18 protein-coding genes, 2 tRNA genes and 1 riboswitch are annotated in these 22,708 nt (G+C 67.5%); of the genes, 14 read left to right on the top strand and 6 right to left on the bottom strand.

The window, feature by feature from the left end; genetic code table 11:
- Positions 1-20: 20 nt before the first annotated feature.
- From ACIQ51_RS07280 to ACIQ51_RS07225, 12 genes are all read left to right on the top strand, one after another.
- Positions 21-1,229: a hypothetical protein gene (locus ACIQ51_RS07280; protein ID WP_396204363.1), complete on the top strand. Its 1,209-nt coding sequence runs from the start codon at positions 21-23 to the stop codon at positions 1,227-1,229.
- Positions 1,230-1,260: 31 nt separating this feature from the next.
- Positions 1,261-1,440: riboswitch (cobalamin riboswitch) on the top strand.
- Positions 1,441-1,541: 101 nt separating this feature from the next.
- Complete coding sequence (locus ACIQ51_RS07275) at positions 1,542-2,513, top strand: ABC transporter substrate-binding protein (RefSeq protein WP_396204362.1); 972 nt, start codon at positions 1,542-1,544, stop codon at positions 2,511-2,513.
- On the top strand, positions 2,510-3,535 hold the full coding sequence (locus tag ACIQ51_RS07270) for a FecCD family ABC transporter permease (protein WP_396204361.1): 1,026 nt from the start codon (positions 2,510-2,512) through the stop codon (positions 3,533-3,535). Before ACIQ51_RS07275 ends, ACIQ51_RS07270 begins: the two co-directional genes overlap by 4 nt.
- Positions 3,532-4,353: an ABC transporter ATP-binding protein gene (locus ACIQ51_RS07265; RefSeq protein WP_396204360.1), complete on the top strand. Its 822-nt coding sequence runs from the start codon at positions 3,532-3,534 to the stop codon at positions 4,351-4,353. Before ACIQ51_RS07270 ends, ACIQ51_RS07265 begins: the two co-directional genes overlap by 4 nt.
- A 140-nt stretch (positions 4,354-4,493) precedes the next feature.
- Positions 4,494-6,533, top strand: coding sequence for a TonB-dependent receptor plug domain-containing protein (locus ACIQ51_RS07260; RefSeq protein WP_396204359.1), 2,040 nt, complete (start codon positions 4,494-4,496; stop codon positions 6,531-6,533).
- Between the two features lie 83 nt (positions 6,534-6,616).
- Positions 6,617-7,771, top strand: a complete 1,155-nt coding sequence (locus ACIQ51_RS07255) for a hypothetical protein (protein ID WP_396204358.1) — start codon at positions 6,617-6,619, stop codon at positions 7,769-7,771.
- A gap of 57 nt (positions 7,772-7,828) precedes the next feature.
- The gene (gene recO / locus ACIQ51_RS07250) at positions 7,829-8,584 is read left to right on the top strand and encodes a DNA repair protein RecO (RefSeq protein WP_396204357.1); all 756 of its coding nucleotides are present in this window, start codon (positions 7,829-7,831) and stop codon (positions 8,582-8,584) included.
- Positions 8,585-8,831: 247 nt separating this feature from the next.
- Complete coding sequence (locus ACIQ51_RS07245; RefSeq protein WP_396204356.1) at positions 8,832-9,284, top strand: hypothetical protein; 453 nt, start codon at positions 8,832-8,834, stop codon at positions 9,282-9,284.
- A gap of 236 nt (positions 9,285-9,520) precedes the next feature.
- Positions 9,521-12,166: an ATP-dependent chaperone ClpB gene (gene clpB, locus ACIQ51_RS07240; RefSeq protein WP_396204372.1), complete on the top strand. Its 2,646-nt coding sequence runs from the start codon at positions 9,521-9,523 to the stop codon at positions 12,164-12,166.
- A gap of 10 nt (positions 12,167-12,176) precedes the next feature.
- Positions 12,177-13,235 carry a hypothetical protein gene (locus ACIQ51_RS07235; protein ID WP_396204355.1) on the top strand — a complete coding sequence of 353 codons (1,059 nt, stop codon included), beginning with the start codon at positions 12,177-12,179 and terminating at the stop codon, positions 13,233-13,235.
- A 33-nt stretch (positions 13,236-13,268) separates the two neighbouring features.
- A complete protein-coding gene (gene tadA, locus ACIQ51_RS07230; protein WP_396204354.1) occupies positions 13,269-13,742 on the top strand; it encodes a tRNA adenosine(34) deaminase TadA in 474 nt (157 codons plus the stop codon).
- A 32-nt stretch (positions 13,743-13,774) separates the two neighbouring features.
- The gene (locus ACIQ51_RS07225; RefSeq protein ID WP_396204353.1) at positions 13,775-14,809 is read left to right on the top strand and encodes a tetratricopeptide repeat protein; all 1,035 of its coding nucleotides are present in this window, start codon (positions 13,775-13,777) and stop codon (positions 14,807-14,809) included.
- 5 nt (positions 14,810-14,814) lie between these two features.
- Here ACIQ51_RS07225 and ACIQ51_RS07220 read toward each other — a convergent pair whose 3' ends face one another.
- The 6 genes from ACIQ51_RS07220 to ACIQ51_RS07195 are packed head-to-tail and all read right to left on the bottom strand — an operon-like array spanning position 14,815 to position 22,042.
- The gene (locus ACIQ51_RS07220) at positions 14,815-15,774 is read right to left on the bottom strand and encodes a D-2-hydroxyacid dehydrogenase (RefSeq protein ID WP_396204352.1); all 960 of its coding nucleotides are present in this window, start codon (positions 15,772-15,774) and stop codon (positions 14,815-14,817) included.
- Positions 15,775-15,789: 15 nt separating this feature from the next.
- Complete coding sequence (locus ACIQ51_RS07215) at positions 15,790-16,578, bottom strand: ABC transporter permease (protein WP_396204351.1); 789 nt, start codon at positions 16,576-16,578, stop codon at positions 15,790-15,792.
- The gene (locus tag ACIQ51_RS07210) at positions 16,578-17,525 is read right to left on the bottom strand and encodes an ABC transporter permease (RefSeq protein ID WP_396204350.1); all 948 of its coding nucleotides are present in this window, start codon (positions 17,523-17,525) and stop codon (positions 16,578-16,580) included. Before ACIQ51_RS07210 ends, ACIQ51_RS07215 begins: the two co-directional genes overlap by 1 nt.
- 52 nt (positions 17,526-17,577) lie before the next feature.
- Positions 17,578-19,224 carry a peptide ABC transporter substrate-binding protein gene (locus ACIQ51_RS07205; RefSeq protein WP_396204349.1) on the bottom strand — a complete coding sequence of 549 codons (1,647 nt, stop codon included), beginning with the start codon at positions 19,222-19,224 and terminating at the stop codon, positions 17,578-17,580.
- A complete protein-coding gene (locus tag ACIQ51_RS07200; RefSeq protein WP_396204348.1) occupies positions 19,221-20,906 on the bottom strand; it encodes a DUF885 family protein in 1,686 nt (561 codons plus the stop codon). Before ACIQ51_RS07200 ends, ACIQ51_RS07205 begins: the two co-directional genes overlap by 4 nt.
- A complete protein-coding gene (locus ACIQ51_RS07195) occupies positions 20,903-22,042 on the bottom strand; it encodes a Gfo/Idh/MocA family protein (RefSeq protein WP_396204347.1) in 1,140 nt (379 codons plus the stop codon). Before ACIQ51_RS07195 ends, ACIQ51_RS07200 begins: the two co-directional genes overlap by 4 nt.
- A gap of 360 nt (positions 22,043-22,402) precedes the next feature.
- Here ACIQ51_RS07195 and ACIQ51_RS07190 point away from each other — a divergent pair.
- Together ACIQ51_RS07190 and ACIQ51_RS07185 are read left to right on the top strand one after the other, a co-directional pair.
- Positions 22,403-22,489, top strand: a tRNA-Ser gene (locus tag ACIQ51_RS07190).
- A 92-nt stretch (positions 22,490-22,581) separates the two neighbouring features.
- Positions 22,582-22,668: transfer RNA gene (locus ACIQ51_RS07185), tRNA-Ser, on the top strand.
- Positions 22,669-22,708 lie beyond the last annotated feature (40 nt).

Below are 22,708 nucleotides of genomic sequence, written 5' to 3'. Positions count from 1 at the left end.
CCTGCCGCCGCCCGTCCACGATGTCAACGCGGTTGTCCCTGTTGGCTGGTGCCGCCCTCGCGCTGGCTGCCGTCGCGGCCTTGCCGGTGTTGGCCGAGGCACAGGCCGGCAATCGCACGGTGGCGGGCCGCGTGCGCCGCCCCGTCGCCGCTGGTGGTGACAGTACTGGCATGGGCGCGGCCTCGAGGGTCTGGGTCACGCTGCACCGGGTAGGGAAGGACACCGCCGGTCCCATCGACTCTGTCCAGAGCGATGCCAACGGGCGCTACCGGTTCCGCTATACCCCGTTCGGCGCGGGCGATGCGGTGTACTTCGCGTCCACCACCTACGGTGGGATCGCCTATTTCACGGCACCGCTCAAGTCGGTCAACGCCGCCGCCGACGAAACAGAAATCACCGTCTTCGACACGACGTCGACAACGTTTCCGATGTCGGTCAAGGGACGGCACCTGATCATCAGTAAGGCCGACAGCAGCAACCTGCGCACCGTCGTCGAGGTGTTCGAGCTGTCCAACGACAGTCTCGTCACCCTCGTGGCCAGCGAGTCGCCCAATGCGGCGCCTACGTGGAGTATCGCTATCCCAGCGGCCGCCCAGGACGTTCGTGCCAACGAAGGCGAGATCTCGCCGGACGCGTTTGCTGCCCAGAACGGGCGGGTGTCGGTGTTCGCGCCGATCGCTCCCGGCGTGAAGCAGGTCGCGTTCTCATACAAAGTGCCCGACAGCAGCTTTCCGCTGCGCGTCCGCGCCGAGGCCGGCGCCGTCGTATTCGAGGTGCTCGTTGAGGAGCCGCAGGGTAAGGTGCAGGGGCAGGGCTTCACCGCGGTCGATCCGGTCACGCTCGAGGGGCGCAACTTCCGGCGCTTTTTGTCACAGGACGTGAAGCCCGACGCCGAGCTGGTGGTGGACGTGCCAGCCGGCGGCGGCGGCGGTCGCAATCTCTATATCGCCGGACTCCTCGTGGCGGTGGGGTTCCTCATGATGCTCGCGCTCACACGCTCCATGCAGCGCGCAGCGAGCAAGCGCGGGACCACGGTCCCTACGCTGCGGCCACGCGAGTCCGAGGCGCCGCTGGCTGATCGCCTGGCGCAGGAAATCGCTGCCCTCGATGCCACCTACGCACGGCAGGAGAATCCGTCGCCGGCCGTGCAGACCGCCTACGAGGCGCGGCGGGTAGAGCTTAAGGCCGCGCTCGCCGAGGCGCTTGCCGAAGTCCCGGTTGGACGGTAGGTTCGGACTGTCGCACACCGCTGTGCGATGACAACTGATTTTCGAGCGCGGGACACGGAAGCCGGTGCAATGCCGGCGCGGCCCCGCCACTGTAACGGGCACTGACACGAACTGTCAGCAGCGCCTCTCGAGGCACCACTGATCCGCTGGATCGGGAAGGTGAGAGGCGTGGCCCGGAGCCAGGAGACGACCCGCGCTCTTTCTTTGACGAAGACCCTCGAGGGGGGGCTCGTGCAAACGTGACACCGGATCGTGCTGGTCGGTCGTGTCACGCGTGCTCGGGCGTCTTCTCGTGGGAGAGGATGCCCGTTCGTGTTTCCTCACCCACGATTGGTACGCCGTGTTCGCTGGTGCCTGCTGCCGTGGTTCGGCAGTGCGCTCGTGGCGTGCACCGATACCAACCGCAATCGTGAACAGGCGCCGCCACCGGGCGCCGTGTCATCTGCGCGTGTGGCGGCTCCGGCCGACACCGACGACTTCGGCGTGCCGTTGCCCACCGACGCCCGCTTCGCTGCGCGCGTGGTGTCGCTCAATCCCTCGGCCACCGAAGCGATCTTCGCGATTGGTGCGCAGCAGCGCCTCGTGGGGCGCTCCCGATGGGATACGCATCCTGCCCAGGTCTCCACCATCCCGGCGCTCGGCGACGGCATCCGCCCGGCCGTCGAGCCGATCCTCGCCGCACGCCCCACGCTCGTCATTCTATACGCCACCGCCGAGAATCGCCCGGCCGCTGAGGCGCTCACGCGCGCCGGCGTCCGGGTGTTGGCACTCCGCGTGGATCGCATTGCCCACTTCCATGCCCAACTGCGCGCGCTCGGTGTCGCCATGGGGGCCGAGGCGCAGGCTCGGGTGGTGAGTGACACCGTGCAGGCCACGCTCGACGCCGTGCATCGCGTGACCGCACGGGTGAAGCGGCGGCCGCGCGTGGTCTGGCCTGTGCAGGGTACGCCGCCGCTTGTCATCGGGGCGGGCAGCTACCTGCACGAATTACTGGGGATTGCCGGCGCGGAGAATGTGTTCGGTGACAATCCACGGCCGTCGCCGGCGGTAGGCATCGAAGAGATCATCGCCCGCGCGCCGGCATTCGTGATCACGAGTGCGAAGCGCGCGGCGGAATTCAACGGCGACGAACTCTGGAGCGCCGTGCCGGCCATTCGCGCCCGCCGCTTTGTCATCGAGGATCCTGCCGTGACCGGCCGTCCCTCCGTGGTGCTCGGGATGGCAGCCGTTCAGCTGGCGCGGGCGCTCCACCCGTCGCTCGCCGATTCCCTGCCGCGACCATGACCCTCATGGCATCGCGCACCGGTGCTGACCGCCCCGCCCGCGGCTCGTTGTCGCTCGCATGGTGGGGCGGGGGGCTGCTGCTCCTGATCGTATTCGTGCTGGGCACCAGCCTCGGCGCGGTCTCGCTGCCGTTCGGTACTGTGCTCGAGGCACTGCGCGGCGTGGGCGACGACGGTATCGTGACGATCGTGCGTGATTTGCGCGTGCCACGCGTGCTGCTCGCGGCGTGCGTGGGCGCGGGGCTCGCCGTAAGTGGGGGCGCGCTGCAGGGCACCATGCGCAATCCGCTCGCCGAGCCGTATCTGCTCGGCGTATCGGGGGGCGCGGCCGTGGGGGCCGTAACGGCGATGGCGTTCGGGGTGGCGGCGCCGCTCGGGGTCACCGCGTGTGCGTTCGCCGGCGCCGCTGCGGCCACCCTGCTTGTGAGTGCGATCGCGCGCATCGCCGGTGGCAGCGGCGACACGCGGCTGCTGCTCATGGCAGGCGTCGTGGTAGGGGCGTTTGCCAATGCCGCAATTCTCGTAGCCCTCGCCGACGCCCCGCCGGAACGTCTGCGTGGTGCGCTGTGGTGGATGATGGGCAGCGCGGCCGACGCGAGCTGGGGCAGCGTGGGGCGTGCGGCCACCGCGCTTGCGCTGCTTGGCGGGGTATTGGTGTGGAAAGCGCGCGACCTCGATGTGCTCGCCCTCGGCGCCGAACCGGCCGCCGCACTGGGGGTCGATGTCGATCGCGCCACGCAGCGCACCTTTCTCGTCGCCAGTTGGCTGGCCGCCGCCACCGTGGCGGCAGCCGGGTTGGTGGGGTTCGTGGGCCTGGTCGTACCCAATCTCGCGCGTGCGCTGGGGGCGCGGCAGCATCGACCCATGCTGCTCCTGTCGGCGCTGTACGGTGCCGTGCTGCTCGTGGCGGCTGACCTGCTCGCGCGCACGTTGCGGGCGCCGGCCGAGTTGCCGCTCGGCGCCGTGACCGCCTTGGTCGGCGTGCCGTTCTTCCTCTCGCGTCTTCGCCGGGTGGCTCCGTGATCACACCTGCGGGCCTGGCGCTCGCCTTCGACGGGATCACCGTGCGCTATCCGTCGCGCGCGAGCGCTGCCCTGAGCGACGTGTCGCTCATCGCGCATCCCGGACGCATCACTGCTGTGGTGGGGCCCAATGGCAGTGGCAAGAGCAGTCTGGTGCGCACCCTGCTGCGCCGTGTCCCGCTCGAGGCCGGACGCATCTGCCTTGGTGGATCCGACATCGCCCCACTCGACTCCCGCGCGCTGGCGCAGTGTATCGCGATCGTGCCGCAGCGCGAGGAGCCCGTCATGCCGCTCTCGGTCCACGAGTTCGTGATGCTGGGCCGACATCCCCGGCGTGGCGCGTTTGGCGCGCCGTCGGCGAACGACCAGCAGCAGGTGGAGCGGGCGCTGGCACGCGCTGGCATTGCCGATGCTATGGGGCGCATGACCGACTCGCTCTCGGGCGGCGAATGGCAACGTGTGCGTATCGCGCGCGCGCTCGCTCAGGAGACGCCGGTGCTGGTGCTCGATGAGCCGACCACATTTCTCGATATCGCGCACGAAATGGCGGTGTTCGAGCTGGTCGACGCACTCGCGCGCGAAGGTCGCACGGTGCTGCTGGTCAGCCATCAGCTGAATCTCGTGGCCCGCTTCGCTGATCACATCGTGCTGTTGCACGAGGGACGGGTCGCGGCGGCCGGTACCACCGATGACGTAATGCGCGGTGACGTGCTGGAGACCGTCTATGACTGGCCGCTCGTGGTCACACGTGATCCGGCGGTGGGCGCGCCCTCGTTGCTGCCGCTCCGTAGCCGTGCCGCGCGAGGACGGTCCGGGTGAACCGCGCATCGCGCCTCAGCGGCCGCGGGCTGCGCGCCATGCGTGTTGGCATCGCAGGGTATACGGCGGCGTTCAGCGCGGTGTTCGGCACAGTGCCGGTACTCGTCGCCCAGCAGAGGGGCGGGGCATCACACCCAGGGATGACCTCACGCGGGCAACAGGAGGGCACGGTGCAGCTGTGCGTGCGCGACGGCGCCACCGGTGCACCGATCGTCGGGGCTACCCTGCAGCTGTTACCCAGTGGCGCCGTGTATCGTGCGCGCGGCGCCTGTGAAACGCTGGTACGATCCGCAGATACCACGGTCCGTGTGACGCGGCTGTCGTACGTGTCAGCTACCGTGTCACTGAGGGACCGCCGGGATCGCGTCACGGTAGATCTGCGTCCACGCGTGGCGTCCCCCACCCAGCTACCAGTGCAACGCGTGAGCGCCGAGCGGGAGGCGACCGCGGCGGCCCGGCGAGGTGAGGTCGCGCTGACGGCTGATGAGGCGCGCGTACGCGGGGTGTCCGGCATGAATGGTCTGCTCACACAGCTGCCGTATACCGCGTTGCGTTCCGCGCGGGGCGAAACCGGCCTGTCCCTGCGCGGCGCGCGGCGCGAACAGGTGGTGGTCACGCTCGACGGGTTGCCACTCAACGATCCGTCCACGGGTTTCGCGGACGTCTCCGACGTGCCACTCGTGGCCCTGCAGTCCGTCACGGTGGCCCCCGGGAGTGATCCGGTGGGAGCAGGGCTCGGGGCGACGGGTGGCCTCCTGGCGCTCACGACCGCGTCGCAGCGATTGCTCTCCCTTCGCAGTGGCGCGTTCGGGGCGCGTGGTCTCGAAGGAGGATGGTCGGGGCAGGGGCTCGGTACACGCTGGCATGTAGCGGGCGCGCATCGATTGGCGCAGAACAACTTTCCTTTCGAAAATGACGCCGGTGTGGCGCCCATCCGCGAAACGCGGATCAACAACGACGAACGGCGAACCGCACTCACGCTCGGCGCCATCGGTGAGCGGATGCAGGTCTCCGTCTTGGCCTCCACGGGAGAACGCGGCATGGTGGGCGCCGCCAACGTGCGCGCCTACGATGCGGATCGGTCCCGCATGACGCGCGTGAACGTACGAACACAGGCGTCCGTGGGTGGCACCGTGACCGTCGCCGGCGTACGCTGGTTCGAGCTTGCCTACCGCGATCGCACGCGGCCAGCGCTCGATTCGCGTGCTCGGGCATGGGCGGCCGATGTGGAATGGCGGGGGCGTGCGCCCGTGGGCGCCTGGCGTAGTGGTGCTGGCGCTGATGGGCTCACCGGGACGGGCAACGTGCACCAGCGTCGCGCACGTGGATTTGCGGCGTGGGCGTGGGAGCGCGGCGATCACCCGGATACTCGCCTCGCTGCCGATCTCGGCATGCGTGCCGACGTCGTCGAACGGTCCGGCGTGCAGCCGACCGCCGGTGCCGGGGTGTCGTGGCGCATCGCCGGCGCGCGGACTGGCAGTCATCTCCTCTTGGCCTCGCGCGCCGCGCAGGCCGTGCGCGTCCCCACACTGTATGACCTCTACTTCTCGTCTCCGCAGCGGCTGTCGGTACGGGCGCTCGCCCCTGAGCGCGTCACGCTCGATGCTTCACTTGCCGTTCGGGGTGCGTGGCAGCGCACGAGCAGTCTGATCTCTGGCGAGGTCGTGGTCGTGTCGCGAGCCACGCGCGATGCCATCGTCTGGTTTCCTGGCAACTTCGGGTGGAGCCCAGCCAATGTGGGCCGAGAGCGCCTTCGTGGGATCGAGAGCCGTGTCGATCTCGCCTCGAGCGTCCTATCCGCGGGGGTGTGGGGCACATGGTACGAGTCGTCGCTGCTGAGTGGCGGACTCAGCATCCCCACGCCGTACGTGCCGCGGGCGAGCGGTGGCGCGCAGCTGCAGTGGCGGCTCGGCACCGACGCCCGCACCGCCGTCAGTGGAAATCTTCGGGTGCAGGGACGCCGTCCCTTTACGGCAGGACCGCGAAATTCACTCTTCGAGCTGCCGTCGGTACGGGTGCTCGATGTGGCGCTTTCGCGGCGCATCACGGTCGCGCAGGTCGATGCCCTCGTCTCCACGGGCATCGACAATGTCACGGACGCCCGGTGGCAATCCGTGCGCGGCTTCCCCATGGCTGGGCGCGCATGGTCCGTCGCGCTCACGGTCCAGCCACGACCGTAACGCGTGGCAACCGACTGGAGGCGTGGTTACGCACGCCGGCAGGCCTGTTCAGGATCAGTGGGCTCATCACTTACTTACTTCCAATGAACGTGCATATCCGCAACACTCTGGCGCGACGGGTCGTCGTGTCGTTCGCGCTCACCGCCGGCGGCCTGCTGACGTCAGCGTGTGGTGGCGACAGCCTCACGCAGAGCACGCCGCAGCCGCCGCGTGGGATCGTGGTGCTCGACGGCTTCATCCAGCCGGGATACACATTCCTCGGTGACACCGGCACGACGACCACCAGGCTCCCACTCGGTCCCGCCACGGAATTCGATGCTGGGGGCTTCACGCTCGAACGTGACACGGCGCTGGCGGTCTCGAGTCGGGGTGCTGGCGACCTGCTGTACGTGACGAATGTCGCCACGAGTGCCAATCGCAGGCTGCAGCTCCCTGCGCGCAGCAACCCGGGACGTGCGCGCCTCTTCCGCGGCAGTAACGGCCAGTCGCTCATCGCGGCCGCCTTGCGCGATTCGTCGGCCATTGCGCTCGTGAGCACGGCAGGGGCGGGTGCCCCCACGATCACCCGCATCGCGAATGCAGGCGTGTGTCCAACCGACATGTTCCAGTACGACAATGCCACCTGGGTTGTCGACGCCAACAGCAACTGTCGCGTGAACTACGCGGTGCAGGGCGATGTGCGCCTTATTCGTATCCCCAGCGGTGGCACCGCGCGTGACACCGTGCCGCTGACGGGTGTACGGGGCTCGAGTGCTGCGGCTATCGTGAAGGGTGACGTTGCGTATATCAGCGCCGGCGGCGATGCGAGCTTTGCCAGCTTCCCGTATACGCTCGTCACCTCCGGCGCCATCGCCAAAGTGGACCTGCGCAACCGGCGCGTGCAGCTCACGCGAGCCATGCCGGCGGGAACGTATGGGGCGGGAGTAAAGGCGGGCCTCGATGGATTCCTGTATGTGTCGCTCTATGAGAACCTTTCCAGCTTCAACAGCCGCATCATCAAGCTGCGCGGTGATGATCTGGCTACGGTTGCCAACGGCGCCACGCCGTGGCTGGATCTCAAGAATGCGGCGGGGGCAGAGGTTCGCTGCGGTAGCGGCATCGCTGATCAACTGGGGCGCCTCCACTGCATTGCCAACGGCACCGGGTCGGTCACATCAGTCATCGTCTTCAGCCCCACGTACGTGGAAACCCGCCGCGTCACGGCGGGGCAGGGCGGTGTGGACCTCGGGCTGCGCTGAGGCCGTGCTGATTCCGAGCGGCCGCGGCGTCGGCGGCGTTTTCGGCTAGGTTTGGGGGTGCCCCTGCTCGTTACCGACGCCATCGTGTTGCATGCCGCCCCCTATCTCGAGTCCAGCCGTATCCTGAGGCTGGCTACTCGCGACGCGGGCGTGCAGTCCGTGGTGGCCCGAGGGGCGCGCTCCAGCAAGAAGCGGTTCGGCAGCGCGGTCGACCTGTTTGCCGAGGGGCAGGCGCAGATCCAGCTGAAGCCCGGCCGCGACCTCCATTCGCTGCACGGCTTCGACGTCACGGTGTCGCGTCCGGCGCTGGCGCTCGACCTCGGGCGCTTCACAGCGGCCAGTGCCATGGCTGAATGCGCCCTGCGTCTGGTCCACGAAGAGGCGGCGCCGGCGGTCTACGGGGCCCTCGTCCGCGGCCTTGATCAGCTCGCCGCCGCCGCCCCCGATCGAACGGCGGCGGTTACACTGGGCGCGCTGTGGCAGCTGGTCGGCGAGGTCGGCTTTCGCCCCGCACTCGAGCACTGCGCCGAGTGCCACGCTGAGATCCGGGCTGACGCTGAGGTGCGGTTTCACCATCGCGTTGGCGGAGCACTGTGCGAGCGGTGCAGCCGGCTGCTACCGGGCGGGCGCCGGCTTCCTCCCTCCGCCATGGAGGCGCTCCGTGCCTGGCTCGGCGACGCCGATTTGGAGGTGGGGCTCGATGACGGCGAGACCCGCGCCCATCAGCGGCTGCTGCGGGAGTTCCTCGCGCAGCACCTTCCGGATCCTCGCCCGCTCAAGGCCTGGCTGGTCTGGGAGCAGGGCGCCTGGTAAGGCCGACGAAGCGGCCTGTTGGATAAGGGACCTGAAGTGCGTCTGTGTAAGTCTATATTGTACAAGCATATCCGTGTGCGTAAGCGCCGTTTCTGATGCTCGAGCACATTGGCCCCTCTGGATTGTTGCTTGACGCATGGGGCTCCTTTTCCTTACCTTCCAAACGGACCCAACACCGTGGGTCCGCACTTCTCACCCTTTAAGGAGACGTCGACTCAGAACCTGATTCGTCAGTCGGAGAAGCACCATGAAACGTTTGTGGGGAGCACTGGGTCTGGTGCTCGCTCTCAGCGTGTTCATGCCACGAGTCGCGGAGGCCCAATCGCAAGACGGTCGGGAACGCCGCAATGGAGCGACGCTCGGACAGAATTTTCCGAACCCGTTCAACCCAGAGACTCGCATTCCGTTTAGCGTGGGTGATACACCCACGTGTTCGCAGCCTGGCAAGCAGTATCGGGTAAGCCTCAAGATTTACAACATCCTGTCGGATGTGGTGGCAACCCCGGTGTTGCAGGGCGGAACAGGCGGAGTGGCCGGTGGTCAACCGCTGGAAAAAGTCGCTATCCCCTGCGGAGAGTACGTGGCCTATTGGGATGGCAAGGTCCAAGCAACCGGGCGGGAGGCCGCCTCAGGCGTGTATCTGTATCGCCTCGAGGTGGATGGCGTGCCGCTGGTGAAGAAGATGATCGTGGTGAAATAAGCTGTTGCTGTGCGAGCACCACGAGACCCGTAACACCAATAGAGAAGGCGCCCCGGGTGAGCGGACCCAGGGCGCCTTTTCGTTTCTCGCGATTTGCCGCGGCGTGTGGTATTCGGCCACTTTGCCATCAGGCTGCACTATTGTCAGCCGCTGGCCTCCCCCTCCTGCGAGGGGCCCCCGGCATGCTGCAGATACGGCAGATCGCAACTGGCACCGCCATTGCCGGTAAGGAGAGCATGATCAATCCCGACCGCTTGACCGTGAAGAGCGCTGAGGCGCTCAACGACGCCGTGGCCATTGCCCGCAAGAACGGCAATCCCCTCGTCTACGATCTGCATCTGCTCCTTGCCCTGTTGGCGCAGGACGAAGGCATCGTCGTTCCGGTGCTGCAGCGGGTGGGAGCCAACAGCACGGCCGTCCGCACAGCCGCCGAGCAGGAGGCGGCGCGCTACGCCAAGCAAAGCGACGCGCAGCCCACGTTCAGTCGCGAGCTCACCCAGGTCGTCGATGCCGCCGAGCGCGAAGCCAAGGCCCTCGGCGACGAGTACATCAGTACCGAGCATCTGCTGCTGGCCCTGTCTGATGCCAAGGGCACCGATAGTGCGCGCGTGCTCACGAGCGCCAGCGCCCATCGCCAGGCGCTGCTCGACGCCCTCAAGCTCGTGCGTGGCGCCCACAAAGTCACGGACCAGTCACCCGAACAGCAGTATCAGGCGCTCCAGAAGTTCACGCGCGATCTCACCGAAAGCGCCCGCAAGGGCAAGCTCGATCCGGTCATCGGCCGTGACGAGGAAATCCGTCGGGTCATTCAGGTGCTGTCGCGGCGCACCAAGAACAACCCGGTGCTCATTGGCGAACCCGGGGTGGGCAAGACCGCCATCGCTGAAGGGCTCGCGCAGCGCATCGTGAGCGGTGATGTCCCCGAAGGGCTGAAGAACAAGAAGCTCGTCTCGCTCGACCTCGGTGCCCTCATCGCCGGCGCCAAGTTCCGCGGCGAATTCGAGGAGCGGCTCAAGTCGGTCCTCAAGGAAATCACGAGCGCCGACGGGCTCTACATCGTCTTCATCGACGAGCTGCATACGCTCGTGGGTGCCGGCAAGGCCGAAGGCAGCATGGATGCCGGCAACATGCTCAAGCCCATGCTCGCGCGCGGTGAACTGCGAGTGGTGGGGGCCACCACGCTCGACGAGTATCGCCAGCACGTCGAGAAGGACGCGGCGCTCGAGCGCCGCTTCCAGCCGGTGTACGTGGGCGAGCCCAGTGTGGAGAGCACCATCGCCATCCTGCGCGGCCTCAAGGAGCGCTACGAGGCGCACCACGGCGTGCGCATCACCGATGGTGCCGTGGTAGCCGCCGCCACGCTCTCCAATCGCTACATCGGCGATCGGTTCCTCCCCGACAAGGCCATCGACTTGATCGATGAGGCGGCAAGCCGCCTCCGCATCGAGATCGATTCGGTGCCCCAGGAAATCGACGAAGTCGAGCGGCGCATTGTGCAGCTCGAGATCGAGAAGGCCGCACTGCAAAAAGAGACCGATCCCGCCTCGCTCGATCGTCGGCAGGCGCTCGAACGGGAACTGGCCGACAAGAAGGAGCAGGCGTCGGGGATGCGTGCCCAGTGGCAACAGGAGAAGGAAACGCTTGGCGCCGTGGGGCGGGTGAAGCAGGAGATCGAGCAGGCGCGCTTCGAGGCCGAGCAGGCCACCCGTGCCGGCGACCTCTCCAAGGCCGCCGAGATTACCTACGGTCGCATCCCCCAGCTCGAGCGCGCCATGACGGACGCCGAGGCAAAGTTGGCCAGCCACGACGGCCGGCCGCAGTTCCTCAAGGAGGAGGTTGCGGCAGACGACGTGGCCGAGGTCGTGGCGCGGTGGACGGGCATCCCGGTTACCCGCATGCTCGAATCGGAACGTGAACGCCTCACCAAGCTCGAAGACGTGCTGGGCACCCGCGTGATCGGGCAGCGCGAGGCAGTGAAGGCCGTTGCCAACGCCGTGCGTCGCTCACGCGCCGGCCTGCAGGATCCCAATCGCCCGATCGGTTCGTTCATCTTCCTCGGCCCCACGGGCGTGGGGAAGACGGAGACGGCCAAGGCGCTCGCCGAGTTCCTCTTCGACGATGAACACGCGATGGTGCGCATCGACATGTCGGAGTACATGGAGAAGCACGCGGTGGCGCGGCTCATCGGCGCGCCGCCTGGGTACGTGGGCTTCGAGGAAGGTGGGCAGCTCACCGAGGCGGTGCGTCGCCGGCCCTACAGCGTGATCCTGTTCGATGAAATCGAGAAGGCGCATCCGGATGTGTTCAACATCCTGCTGCAGCTCCTCGACGACGGGCGCCTCACCGATTCGCAGGGGCGCACGGTGGACTTCCGCAACGCGGTGGTCATCATGACCTCGAACGTGGGCAGTCACCTCATTCTCGAACGCAGCCAAGACGCCGCCGCCGACTGGAAACGCACCGAGCAGGAGGTGCTCACGGCACTGCAGGGCGTGTTCAGGCCCGAGTTCCTCAATCGCATCGATGATGTCGTGGTCTTTCATCCGCTCGGTCGCGACGAGCTCGATCACATTGTGGACCTGCAGCTTGGGCACCTCCGCCGGTTGCTCGCCGATCGCAAACTCGTCCTCCACCTCACCGACGCGGCGCGCCAACAGCTCGCCGACGAGGGGTACGATCCGGCCTTCGGCGCGCGTCCCCTCAAGCGGGCGGTCCAGCGGATGCTGCAGAATCCCCTGGCCCTCGCGGTGCTCGAAGGGCGCTTCCGCGAGGGGGACGTCATCGTGGCCGATGTCCTGGAAGGAAAGGAAGCGCTGGTCTTCTCCCATGGCGATGCCGCCGACGCGGCCGCCCAGCAGGCGTTCGAGGCGGCCACAGTGTAGCTTCGGCTGCATGCGAATCTTGTTGCCCTCGTCCGTCGCCGCTGGGGGCTCCGCGCCGCAGCGGCGGCATACTGCCCGTGCGCTCCTGGCCGCGGCCCTGCTGGCCGCGGCCCTGCTGGCGGCGCAGGGCTGCAGTGGTGACAGCGGCGGATCCGGCGGCGCCACCATCACGGTGCCGCCTCCCCCGCCTACGCCGGTGCCCACAGGACCCGTCGGGCCTCTGGCGGCGGGACAGGCCTATACCGATGGGCCGGGCTACGTGGAGTACACGCCGGGTGATGCACCCGTGTTGATTATCGCGCCCCACGGTGGAGCGCTCTCGCCCTCGGGGCTCGCCGATCGGACCTGCTCGGGGTGCGTCACGGTCAACGATGCCAACACCCAGGAACTCGCGCGCACCATCGTGGAGGCGTTCCGCGCGCGGACAGGCGCACGCCCGCACCTCTTGGTGAACCGCCTGCATCGGCGAAAGTTCGACGCCAATCGTGACCGTACCGAGGCCACTGGCGGCGGTGCGGCCCTCAACGCCACCTGGGTGTGGTTCCATGAGGCGGCCGACTCTGCGCGCGCCGCCATCGTGCGCCGCGGCCAACGCGGGCTGGTGATCGATCTCCACGGCCATGGTCACGCGGTGCCGCGACTCGAGCTTGGGTACCTGCTCGGTGACGCAGACCTCCGCGCCAGCGATGCCACGCTTGCCGGCAACGGCGCAATGGCGCGCAGCAGTATCGCCCGCCTCGCCGGTGATTCCCGCAGTACGCCGGACCGTGGTCTTGGAGTGCTGCGCGGTCCGCGCAGTCTCGGCGCGTTGCTCGCGAACGGCGGCTATCCTGCCGTGCCGTCCCCCGCTGATCCGGCGCCGCTGGTGGGGCAGGAGTATTTCGACGGCGGGTACAACACGCAGCGCCACGGCTCGGTCTTCGGCGGTCCGCTCGACGCCATTCAGATCGAGTGCAACTTTGCCGGGGTACGTGACTCCGAGTCGAGTCGCGCAGCCTTCGCCAACGCGGTCGTCAATGCGCTCCTCGTGTACCTCGACACCCACTACGGCTGGCGACCCGCCGCGTGATCATGATCCGTCAGGTGATCCCCCGGTGACCCCATGACGACGGCGCCCGTTCCCGCCGTGCTCGTGAGCGCCATGCAGGTGGCGCTGGTGGAGGCACGCGCTGCTGCCGAGGCCGGGGAAGTCCCGGTGGGCGCGGTGATTGTGGACAACACCACGGGCGCGATTCTCGCGATGGCCCAGAACCGCATGCGCCGCGACGGCGACGGTACCTCGCACGCCGAATTGCTGGCGCTGCGAATGGCCGCGAAACAGCGCGGTGATCGCGACCTCACCGACTGCTCGCTGGTGGTCACACTTGAACCCTGTGCCATGTGCGCCGGCGCGATCGTGCTCTCGCGCATCGACTCCCTCGTCTTCGGGGCATGGGACGACAAGGCCGGAATGTGCGGCAGCGTGGGGGATATCGTGCGGCACCCGCGCTTGAATCATCGTCCGCAGGTCCGGGGGGGGGTGCTCGCCGAGGAATGCGCGGCGCTGCTTCGCGACTTTTTCGCACTCCGCCGCTGAAGCGCTGCTCTTCACCCTCAACGCTTGTGTCCATGCGCTCTCGTGTGCGTCTCCGCTCCCTGCTGTTCGCCGTTCCGGCGATCGCCTGCGCCTTCGTGCTTGCGCCAGTGCCGAATGGCCGGCTCCATGCCCAGTCGTCGCCGTCGACGGCGGCCTCAAAGCCGGCTACGCCGCGCGCACCACAGACGCCGCGCTTTCAGACGCTGTCGCTTCTTGGCGACACCCTGCGCGCGTTCCCGCTCAGCGCCGCCACACGCACGCGCTATGAAGCGCAGCTCGCCGTGGCGCGTCGGGCGTACCAGCACACCCCCACCAACGTCGACTCCATCATCTGGTACGCGCGGCGCTTGGGGTATCTGGGGAAGCTGCGCGAGGCGATCGAGATCTACAGCCGCGGAATCGCGCTTTACCCCGATAATCCATGGCTCTACCGCCATCGCGGCCATCGCCATGTGTCTGTGCGCGACTTCGATGCCGCCATCAGCGACCTGCGCCGTGCCGATGAGCTCACGCGCGACAAGCCTGATCAGGTGGAGCCCGACGGACAGCCGAATGCGCGCAACACGCCAATCGGCACGCTCAAGTCCAACATCCTGTACCATCTCGCGCTCGCGTACTATCTCCAGGGCAGTTGGGGCGAGGCCGCCCAGGTGGCTGAGCGCGAGGTCGCGGCGGCCACCAACGACGATCGCCGCGTGTCGATGGCGCACTGGCAATACATGGCCCTGCGCCGCGCCGGACGGCCGGCCGACGCGGCCAAGGTGCTGGTGCCCATTCGCCGCACCATGCGGGTGATCGAGAACCAGCCCTATCACAAGTTGCTGTTGATGTACAAGGGGGGGCTGCCTCCAGACTCCGTGCTGACCGCGGGTCCCAACGGTGAGCTTTCGGTGGAGGACGCGACGGCGGCGTACGGCGTGGCCAACTGGCATTGGTACAACGGTCGACGTCCAGAGGCCGAGGCGCTGCTCCGGCGCATTCTCGCAGGCGGTCAGTGGGGCGCCTTCGGCACGATCGCCGCCGAGGTGGAGCTATCGCGCTTGCCGCAGCTGGCACCGCCGCGCTGACCGCCTCAGTACCCGCGGGCGCGATCTACCGTCCACGCGGGCAGCACCCCGCGCTCCAATGCCGTGGCGCATTCGAGGAACCCCTCGGCGGCGCCGGCCACCGTGGTCAGTCCCGAGATGTGCGGTGAGACGATCACGCGCGGATCACCCCAGAGCGGCGAACGTTCCGGCAGCGGCTCCGTCTCGAAAACGTCGAGCGCTGCCGCGCGCAGCCACCCCTGATCGAGTGCCTCGGGGAGGGCATGCTCCTCCACCACGGCACCACGCCCGGCGTTGAGGAGTGCCGCCCCACGGCACCGCGACAGCACCTCGCGAGAGACGAGCCCCCGCGTGGCCGGCGTGTCCGGGATCGACAGCACAATCCAGTCGGCCTCACCGACGAGGTCGGGAAGCCGCTCGACCGGATGCACCGCGCGGAAGGCGGCATGGGTCGACGCTCCCGTACGGGATACCCCGGTCACGTGTACGCCGAGGGCCGTGAGCGAGGTGGCGATCGCCGACCCGATGTCGCCAGTACCAACCAGCAGCGCACGCGTACCGGCAACGCGAGCGATATCGCGTGGGGCCCAACGGTGCTCTCGCTGGGCATCCACCAGGGACACCAACTGCTGCTGGATGGCAAAGATGCGTGCCACCGCCCACTCGGCGATCATCGGCCCGAACGACTCCGGCGATCGTGTGAGCAAGATCTCGTCCGTCAGCCCCGAGCCAAGCCAGGCATCCACGCCGGCGCCGGTGCTGTGCACCCACTGCACTGCGCCCATGTGCGTGGCAGACGGGGGGCGCTTGAAACCGATGTAGCTGTCGCCCCACGCCAGATCGTCCACGGTGATCTCCATGAAGGGCGCGCCGCGGATTTCGAGTGCTGGTCGACGATCGCGGAGGACGGCAGCGATCTCGGCGTGCGCGTTGGCGCCGATCACCACACGCTGCGGTGAGAACGGAAGCGAGAGTCGAAGTGACATGGACGAAGAATGCGTTCAGGAAATGGTGTCGCCAACGGCGTTGCAGGCGAGTACCGTGGCGAAGATGAACAGCCCTGGGAACACCGCAAGCCACGGTTCGGTGCTCATGGTACTCTGGGCCTGATACAGCATGTTGCCCCAGCTCGCGGTGGGCGGTTGCACCCCCACGCCGAAGAAGCTCATGGTGCTTTCGAGCAGAATCCCGCGTCCGATGGACAGCGTCGTGGCGACGGTGAGGGTGGGCACCACGGCCGGCAGTAGATGCCGTGTGAACACCCGCCATGGTGAGCACCCAACGGCGGTGGCCGCGTGAACGAAATCCCGCGTGACCAGTGATAGCATGTCGGCCCGCACCACCCGCGCCGTTTCCATCCATCCAGTCAGCGCTACGAGGAGGATCAGGGTGGGGATGCCCGGTTGTACCACGGCGGCGGCTAGCATCAGCAACGGCAGGCGGGGAATCGACAGCATGGCATCGGTGAGGCGCATGAGCAGATCATCCATCCATCGACCGGCGTAGCCTGCCACACCGCCAATCACCACGCCCACGACGCCGCTCGTGCACGCCGACAGCAACCCGATGGCGAGCGACACCCGTGCGCCGAACAGCACGCGGGTCAGCACGTCGCGCCCAAGGTCATCGGTGCCGAACCAGTGGATCGCTGAGGGCGCGGCGCGGCGGTTTGCGAGGTCCACGGCATCGGCCGCGAACGGCGCCAGCAGCGGTGCGGCGAAGGCACCGACGATCAGCACCAGCAGAAAGAGTCCCGCGCCGCGTGCGGAGCGCCGAGGCGGGATGCGCATCAGCGGGGCCCCCGCGTGCGCGGATCGAGCGCCCGCACGGCGACGTCACTCAGCAGGTTGAGCGCGATGACTGCCACCGCGCCGCACATGAGGAACGCCATCAGCACCGGATAGTCGCGTTTGGCCAGCGACTCGGTGAAAAGGCTCCCGACCCCCGGCCAGGCGAACACACTCTCGGTCACCACCGCGCCCGATGCCAGCATGGCGGCGTCGAGAAGCACGACGGTTACGAAGGGGCCGAGCGCATTCGGTAACGCATGTCGGAGCACGAGCCGATACTCCGGTAGCCCGCGCACGCGCGCCGCCGAGATGAACGGCAGCGACAGGGTCTCGCCCATCGCGCGGCGCAGATAACGTGACCAGGCTGCGCCTTGCACGATGGCCAGAACCACTGCCGGAAGTATCAGGTGCGCGAGACGGTCGGTCAGCGCCGTGGAACCGAACGACTGTCGTCCAGAGGAGGGGAGCCAGCCGAGCTGCACGGCGAACACCAGCTGTAGCAGGAGCCCGAACCAGAAGACGGGTAGCGAGATCCCCGCGGTCACGGCCGCACGGGTGCCGCGTTCCACCCCGCGGTACATCGCGGCCATGATGCCAAGCGGCAGGGCAAGCAGCAGGGCGAGCAGGCTGGCCCCACCAACCAGTTCGAGCGTGGCGGGAATACGCTCCGCTACGCGAAGGAGTACCGGGCGTCCGTCAGCGTAACTGTATCCCCAGTCCCCCTGCAGGAAGGCCCCGAGCCAACGGCCATACTGCACCGTCACCGGCTGGTCGAGCCCCATCGCCTTTGCAAGCCGGGCGATGTCCTCCGGTCGCACGTTGGGATTCTCGAGATACGCCGCGAGCGGCCCCCCGGGGACGGCCTGGAGCAGGGCGAACACCACGATCGAAACGAGCAGCAGCAGCGGTACGGCCTGCACCAGCCGCCTGAGGATCAGCGGCCCCATCGTGCTCCCTGGGCCCATGTGTGTACCGTGGACCGATGTGCCCCGCGACCGTTCACCGCGGGGTCATCTCCCATGCATGCACGTTCCAGAATGGGCCGGCATTGGTCGGATTGCCCGTGAATCCCTTGAGCGTCGCCGGAATGGCATCCACCTTCGCGGTGTTGTACAGCGGGATCTCCGGGGCCAGTTCCGCGATGCGACCCTGCGCCGTGCGCAGCAGGGCGTTGCGTGCTCCCGCGTCGACGGTCCGGTCGCTCTCGTAGAGCAACGCCGTCAGCTCGGCATCGTCCACGTAGTTGATGTTGCGCCCCGCTGGCGGCGTGCGATCACGCGCAAAGAACAACGTCAGCTCCGGATCGGCGCCCATCTGCCACCAGTGCAGCATCGCGTCGAACTCACCCTTGAACCACACGCTGCTGATGCTGGTCCCGTCAAGCAGTTGGACCTGCATGTCCACGCCGACGGTGCGGTACGCCTGCTGCAGCGCCTGCGACACGTTCTCACGAATGGCGAAGCCGGACTGGGTGATGAGCGTGAACGCGAGCCGCTTGCCATTCCGGTTCCGCACGCCGTCGCTCCCCATGCGCCAGCCGGCCTCGTCGAGCAGGCGGTTCGCCGCCACGGTGTCGTAGGGGTAGCTGGTCACGGTGGGTTCGTAGGCCGGCGAGAGCGGCTGAATCGGGCCATTCACCACCGACACCTGCTCGTCGAGGAGCGTGCGTACCATACTGGCGCGGTCCACGGCATGCGTGAGGGCCCGGCGCACGCGGACGTCGGCGAACGCCGGGAAGTGACGCTGGTTGAGCGTCACGTGCTCGTAGCCGTTCCCTACGACCTTGTTGAGACGGAGACGGGCCAGCGGTTGCACCTCGCGCACCTTATCCCAGGGGAGCAGTGCCACCAGATGCACCTCGCCGCTCTTGAGCAGATTGATGCGGGTGGTGGTGTTGGCGAGGAAGCGGAACAGCAGTTGCCGGATCTTCGGCTGGCCGCCACCGCGCCAGTAATCTGGCGCGCGTTCCAGCAGGATGTACTCGCCGGTCTTCCACTCCTTCACTCGGTATGGGCCGGTACCCAACGGCGCGCGATTGTAATCATTGGCGCTGTTGATGTCGCGACCCGCCAGCACATGGCGGGGTAGGGTGCCGCGCACGAACTGCAGCTGGTACGGAGCATAGACTTCCTTGTAGTGCACGACCGCCGTGAGCGAGTCTGGCGTGTCCACGCTGCTGATGCGGTCGAACCCGTCTACGCTCTCGGGTTTCCAGTCACCCTTGTTGATGGCGTCCACGGTGAACTTCACGTCGGCCGAGCTGTGCGGCGTGCCGTCGTGCCACTTCACGCCAGGGCGCAGTTTCCAGATGACGTCCATCCCGCCGTCCGGCCGCAGCACCACCCCCTTGTTGGCGAGGGTGGGGATCTCGGCGGCGAGCACCGGCACGATACGCATCTGCTCATCGTTCGTGACGAGCCCCTCCACCACGCATGACTCGATGTCTTCGAGGATGTGCGTAGCATACCGGTTCATCGTATCCGGCTCACGATCGTATCCGATGATCAGCAGCTCGTTACTGGGACCGCCCGCCGAGCCGCCACCAGCCGCGCGCTCCCCACCGCCGCAGGCGGCAACAAACATGGCGGTACACACCACGAGACGTATGCCGGTGATCGCATGGGCCCGCGCCCGCCACGACGTCATGGTGCATCCTCCGCCAGCAGCAGCTTGGCTGCCAGCAACACGGGAACAGAACCACGGCTCAGTAGCGCATCATGGAACGCGCGCATCGAGAACCCCGCCCCGTCGCGCGAGCGCAGGGCGTCGCGCAGGTCGAGAATGCCCTGCGTTCCCAGCCAGTACATCACTGCCGTGCCTGGAAACATGCTGTTCTTGATCGCTTCTCCGTGGGCGGTGGCGGTGGGCATCCCCACTTCCCCAACGTAGTAATCCACGGCGTCCTCGAAGCTCATCTTCCCCGTATGCAGCGAGATGTCCACGATGGCCCGCGCCAGCATGCGCACCCGACTCTGCTGCTCCGAAGCCTGCTCGAGCGGCGTGAGGAAGCCCAGTTCGTCCGCCAATTCAGTGGCGTAGCACGCCCACCCTTCCGCCATCGAGCCACCCTGAAAGAGGCCGATGCGGCTTGCGCAGTCCACGGCCGCGATGGTGCCGATCCGCGACGTGGAGCGATGGGTGGCATGCCAGTTCTGCACATGATGCCCCAACGCCCCGTGGTGCACCACATGGTTCAGCGTGATCACACTGTGGTTCCACGCCCGGAGCCGGCGTGTGCGCTCGTGGTCCGGCACGGCTCCGTCCACCGGAGTCACCAGATAGAGATGCTCGTCGCGGGGCTCGAGGGGGGCGGGTGACCGGTAGAAGAGGAAGTACAGCTGCGGGGCGGCGTCGGCAGCCCAGGCCGGAATGGGTGCGTAGCGCAGCGGCCAGTCGCTCCACTCCACCAGGTCGTGATCGGCGGCAAACTCGCGGCAGGCCTCCCACTTGTCGCTGAACGCGGCGAGGAAGTCGTTCGCCGACGGGGCATCGTCGGCCAGGGCCTCCGATAGCCCCTCTGGGCTCCCCGCCACCTCGATCGCCAGCGCTTCGAACCGCTCCTGCGCCGCGGGCATGGCGTCCTGCACGCGCTGCAACAGGGTGTCGGCATCGGTGTCACAGCAGTGCCCCCGCTTGAGCAGGATGCCATACGCCTCCGCACCGATCGCCATGCTCGCCTGCTCGTCCCGTGGCAGGGCCTCCAGCCAGATCGCGGTGTCGCTCAACGACGCCGCGGCCACCTCGCCGGCCTCCAGTACCCACGCGCGCGATGCCTCGTCGGCCCCGTGCGCATCGAGCCACATCGAAAGGCGGGTGCGAAGCAGGTCGGCTCCCACGCGCGACTCGCGGGCCGCGCGTTCCACCCACTGCGGCGGCATCGCCTCGGTGATGGTCTCGCGCATGTCGCCAAGGAAGCGCGGCATGTCGTGCAGTCGCATCGCAATCGAGGCAAACGCCTCTTCCACCGGCATCGGCGGACGCAACATCAGACCGATCACGCCGAACAGCGCCTCGCCAGTCCAGAGCGCCGGGTTCTTGTCGTGGAAGTAGCGGCTTTCGAATTCCAGCTGGCGCACATCGAGGCTAGCCCGGCACAGTTCCGCGTCGAGCGCGGGGGCATTGCGCGCCAGCTCTGCCCAGTCCTCAGAGGGCGGGTAGGCATCGTCCAGCGCCACCGTGAGCGCTTCGAACTCGTCCTGCTCGTCGTCGCGCGCCTCGCGCGTCCAGTCCGGATACTCGTGGTCGTGCAGCCGCATGCCCGTGAACGTGGCGTTCACCGGATGGCGGAAGTAGTACTGCTCGAGGAACTGCTCGATCGGCGAATTCACGCGGTGCGGTCTCCCGCGAGAGGAATATTGACCCATCGGCGCTGGCGGAACGAGCGTTCGACGGCGTTGATCAGCTCCTGCACGTGAGCGCCGTCCTCGAAGTTGCCCTCGTTGCCTTCCACATCGCCCCGGATCTCCGAGATGAACGAGTGGGTGAGATTGGCATAGAACAGGGACCGCCACGACTCGCGCGCACTGCCGCCGGTGGGATAGAAGCGCTGCGGCACCTCCAGCGGCTCGAACTCCACGGCGTCCTTGGTGGCCGCCTTGAGTGACTCGCAGATGCCGCGCTCCTCCACCAACCGGCAGATCAGCGCGCCCTTGCTGCCGTACACACGGGCCTCGATCCCCGGATAATTGCCCACCGTCACGAAGCTCGTTTGGATGCTGCCGATGCCACCGTTGGCGAATTCACCGATGAAGATGTCGCCATCATCGATGTTCATGCGCATCATGGTGCCCGTGGCCCGCACCATGCGCTCCGGCACGAAATTCTTCATCGTGCCCACCACCTGCGCAAACCGGCTCCCCATGCAGAGATGGCCGATGTCCATGATGGGCGCACCGTAGCCCTCGAGCGACGACACGTGCAGGATGGACTGGTCCGCCTCGTGGTCCACCTGGCGCAGCGGGGTCTGCGGGTCGAGCCATTGGGAGTTCTGCTCGTAGCCGTTGAAGATGTACGGCTCGCCGATGAATCCCTCATCGATCAGCGCCTTCATGTACCGCATCGCGGGCGCATATCGGAACGTGAACCCCAGCTTGGTTTTGAGCCCCTTGCTGCGCGCGAGCGCCGCGGCGCGCAACGTATCCTGATAGTCGTACGCCACCGGTTTCTCACAGAGCACATGGCGCCCCGCCTCCAGCGCTGCCCAGGACAGCGAGAAGTGTGTGGCGCTTGGCGTGCAGACGTCGACGGCGTCCAGATCGGGACGGGCCAGCAGCGCCTCGTGACTGTCATACACGTGCGGAATGGCAAACCGCTCGGCGAGGGCCCGGGCCCGCTCGATCACCGGATCCGCGATCGCCATCACCTTGCACCGCGGATCGCGTGCATACCCCGGCAAGTGGGCGAACTCCGCCCAGGCCCCGGCGCCCAGCACGCCAACGCGAACCACGCTGTCTTTGACGGTCACTGAATGACTCGTGAAGTGTCACCCGGCAGCAACAGCTGACGGGGTGCCCAAATGGGGGCGATGCGCTGCGTCCTCACGCGCGCGTAGCCGTGCCTTTGCGGCCGGCAGGGGGGGCGGTCGCGTCCGCCGCGTCGGCCGCTCGTGCGCCCCGAGAAAGTAACCCCCGTACGTGGGCGCGTAGGTGCTGCATGCTGCTTTGCGCCTGACCGCTGGTGTGACCATCAGGGCATCCGCCCAAGGCACTGCGGCGCGCGCTCCCGTGTCGCGATGCGGGGCAGGGACTTGATCCAGACTCGTCCTACAGTTAACTATCGCGGCTCCCGGAGGCTGTCACGGCGCGTGCCGTGTTGGCAGCTCCGAGGACAGGTGGCCGAGTGGTTGAAGGCACCGGTCTCGAAAACCGGCATACCGGCAACGGTATCGTGAGTTCGAATCTCACCCTGTCCGCTTCAACATCGCTGGATCTCTCGCGCCGCCGTGGCCTGCCGCGGCGGCGCGTTGCTTGGGTGGCGGTTGTACGTTGTGCTCGCAGTGTCCCTGGATGGGTGGCCGAGTGGTTTAAGGCGCACGCCTGGAAAGCGTGTTGGCTCGTAAGGGTCTCGGGGGTTCGAATCCCCCCTCATCCGTTTCACGCAGAAGTCCCCGCGTCGGCCATGTGGCCGGCGC

Origin of the sequence: Gemmatimonas sp. (assembly GCF_044344655.1) — a bacterium.
Taxonomy (GTDB): domain Bacteria; phylum Gemmatimonadota; class Gemmatimonadetes; order Gemmatimonadales; family Gemmatimonadaceae; genus Gemmatimonas.
The sequence above is the reverse complement of the archived record's forward strand: the minus strand, read 5'-3'. Positions and strand labels throughout refer to the sequence as shown.

Bases quoted from the DNA above. Each gene is read 5' to 3' on its own strand.
- ACIQ51_RS07280 (WP_396204363.1), top strand. From the start codon at position 21: ATGTCAACGCGGTTGTCCCTGTTGGCTGGTGCCGCCCTCGCGCTGGCT.
- ACIQ51_RS07270 (WP_396204361.1), top strand. From the start codon at position 2,510: ATGACCCTCATGGCATCGCGCACCGGTGCTGACCGCCCCGCCCGCGGC.
- ACIQ51_RS07260 (WP_396204359.1), top strand. From the start codon at position 4,494: ATGACCTCACGCGGGCAACAGGAGGGCACGGTGCAGCTGTGCGTGCGC.
- ACIQ51_RS07255 (WP_396204358.1), top strand. From the start codon at position 6,617: ATGAACGTGCATATCCGCAACACTCTGGCGCGACGGGTCGTCGTGTCG.
- ACIQ51_RS07245 (WP_396204356.1), top strand. From the start codon at position 8,832: ATGAAACGTTTGTGGGGAGCACTGGGTCTGGTGCTCGCTCTCAGCGTG.
- clpB (WP_396204372.1), top strand. From the start codon at position 9,521: ATGATCAATCCCGACCGCTTGACCGTGAAGAGCGCTGAGGCGCTCAAC.
- ACIQ51_RS07235 (WP_396204355.1), top strand. From the start codon at position 12,177: ATGCGAATCTTGTTGCCCTCGTCCGTCGCCGCTGGGGGCTCCGCGCCG.
- tadA (WP_396204354.1), top strand. From the start codon at position 13,269: ATGACGACGGCGCCCGTTCCCGCCGTGCTCGTGAGCGCCATGCAGGTG.
- ACIQ51_RS07225 (WP_396204353.1), top strand. From the start codon at position 13,775: ATGCGCTCTCGTGTGCGTCTCCGCTCCCTGCTGTTCGCCGTTCCGGCG.
- ACIQ51_RS07220 (WP_396204352.1), bottom strand. From the start codon at position 15,774: ATGTCACTTCGACTCTCGCTTCCGTTCTCACCGCAGCGTGTGGTGATC.
- ACIQ51_RS07215 (WP_396204351.1), bottom strand. From the start codon at position 16,578: ATGCGCATCCCGCCTCGGCGCTCCGCACGCGGCGCGGGACTCTTTCTG.
- ACIQ51_RS07210 (WP_396204350.1), bottom strand. From the start codon at position 17,525: ATGGGGCCGCTGATCCTCAGGCGGCTGGTGCAGGCCGTACCGCTGCTG.
- ACIQ51_RS07205 (WP_396204349.1), bottom strand. From the start codon at position 19,224: ATGACGTCGTGGCGGGCGCGGGCCCATGCGATCACCGGCATACGTCTC.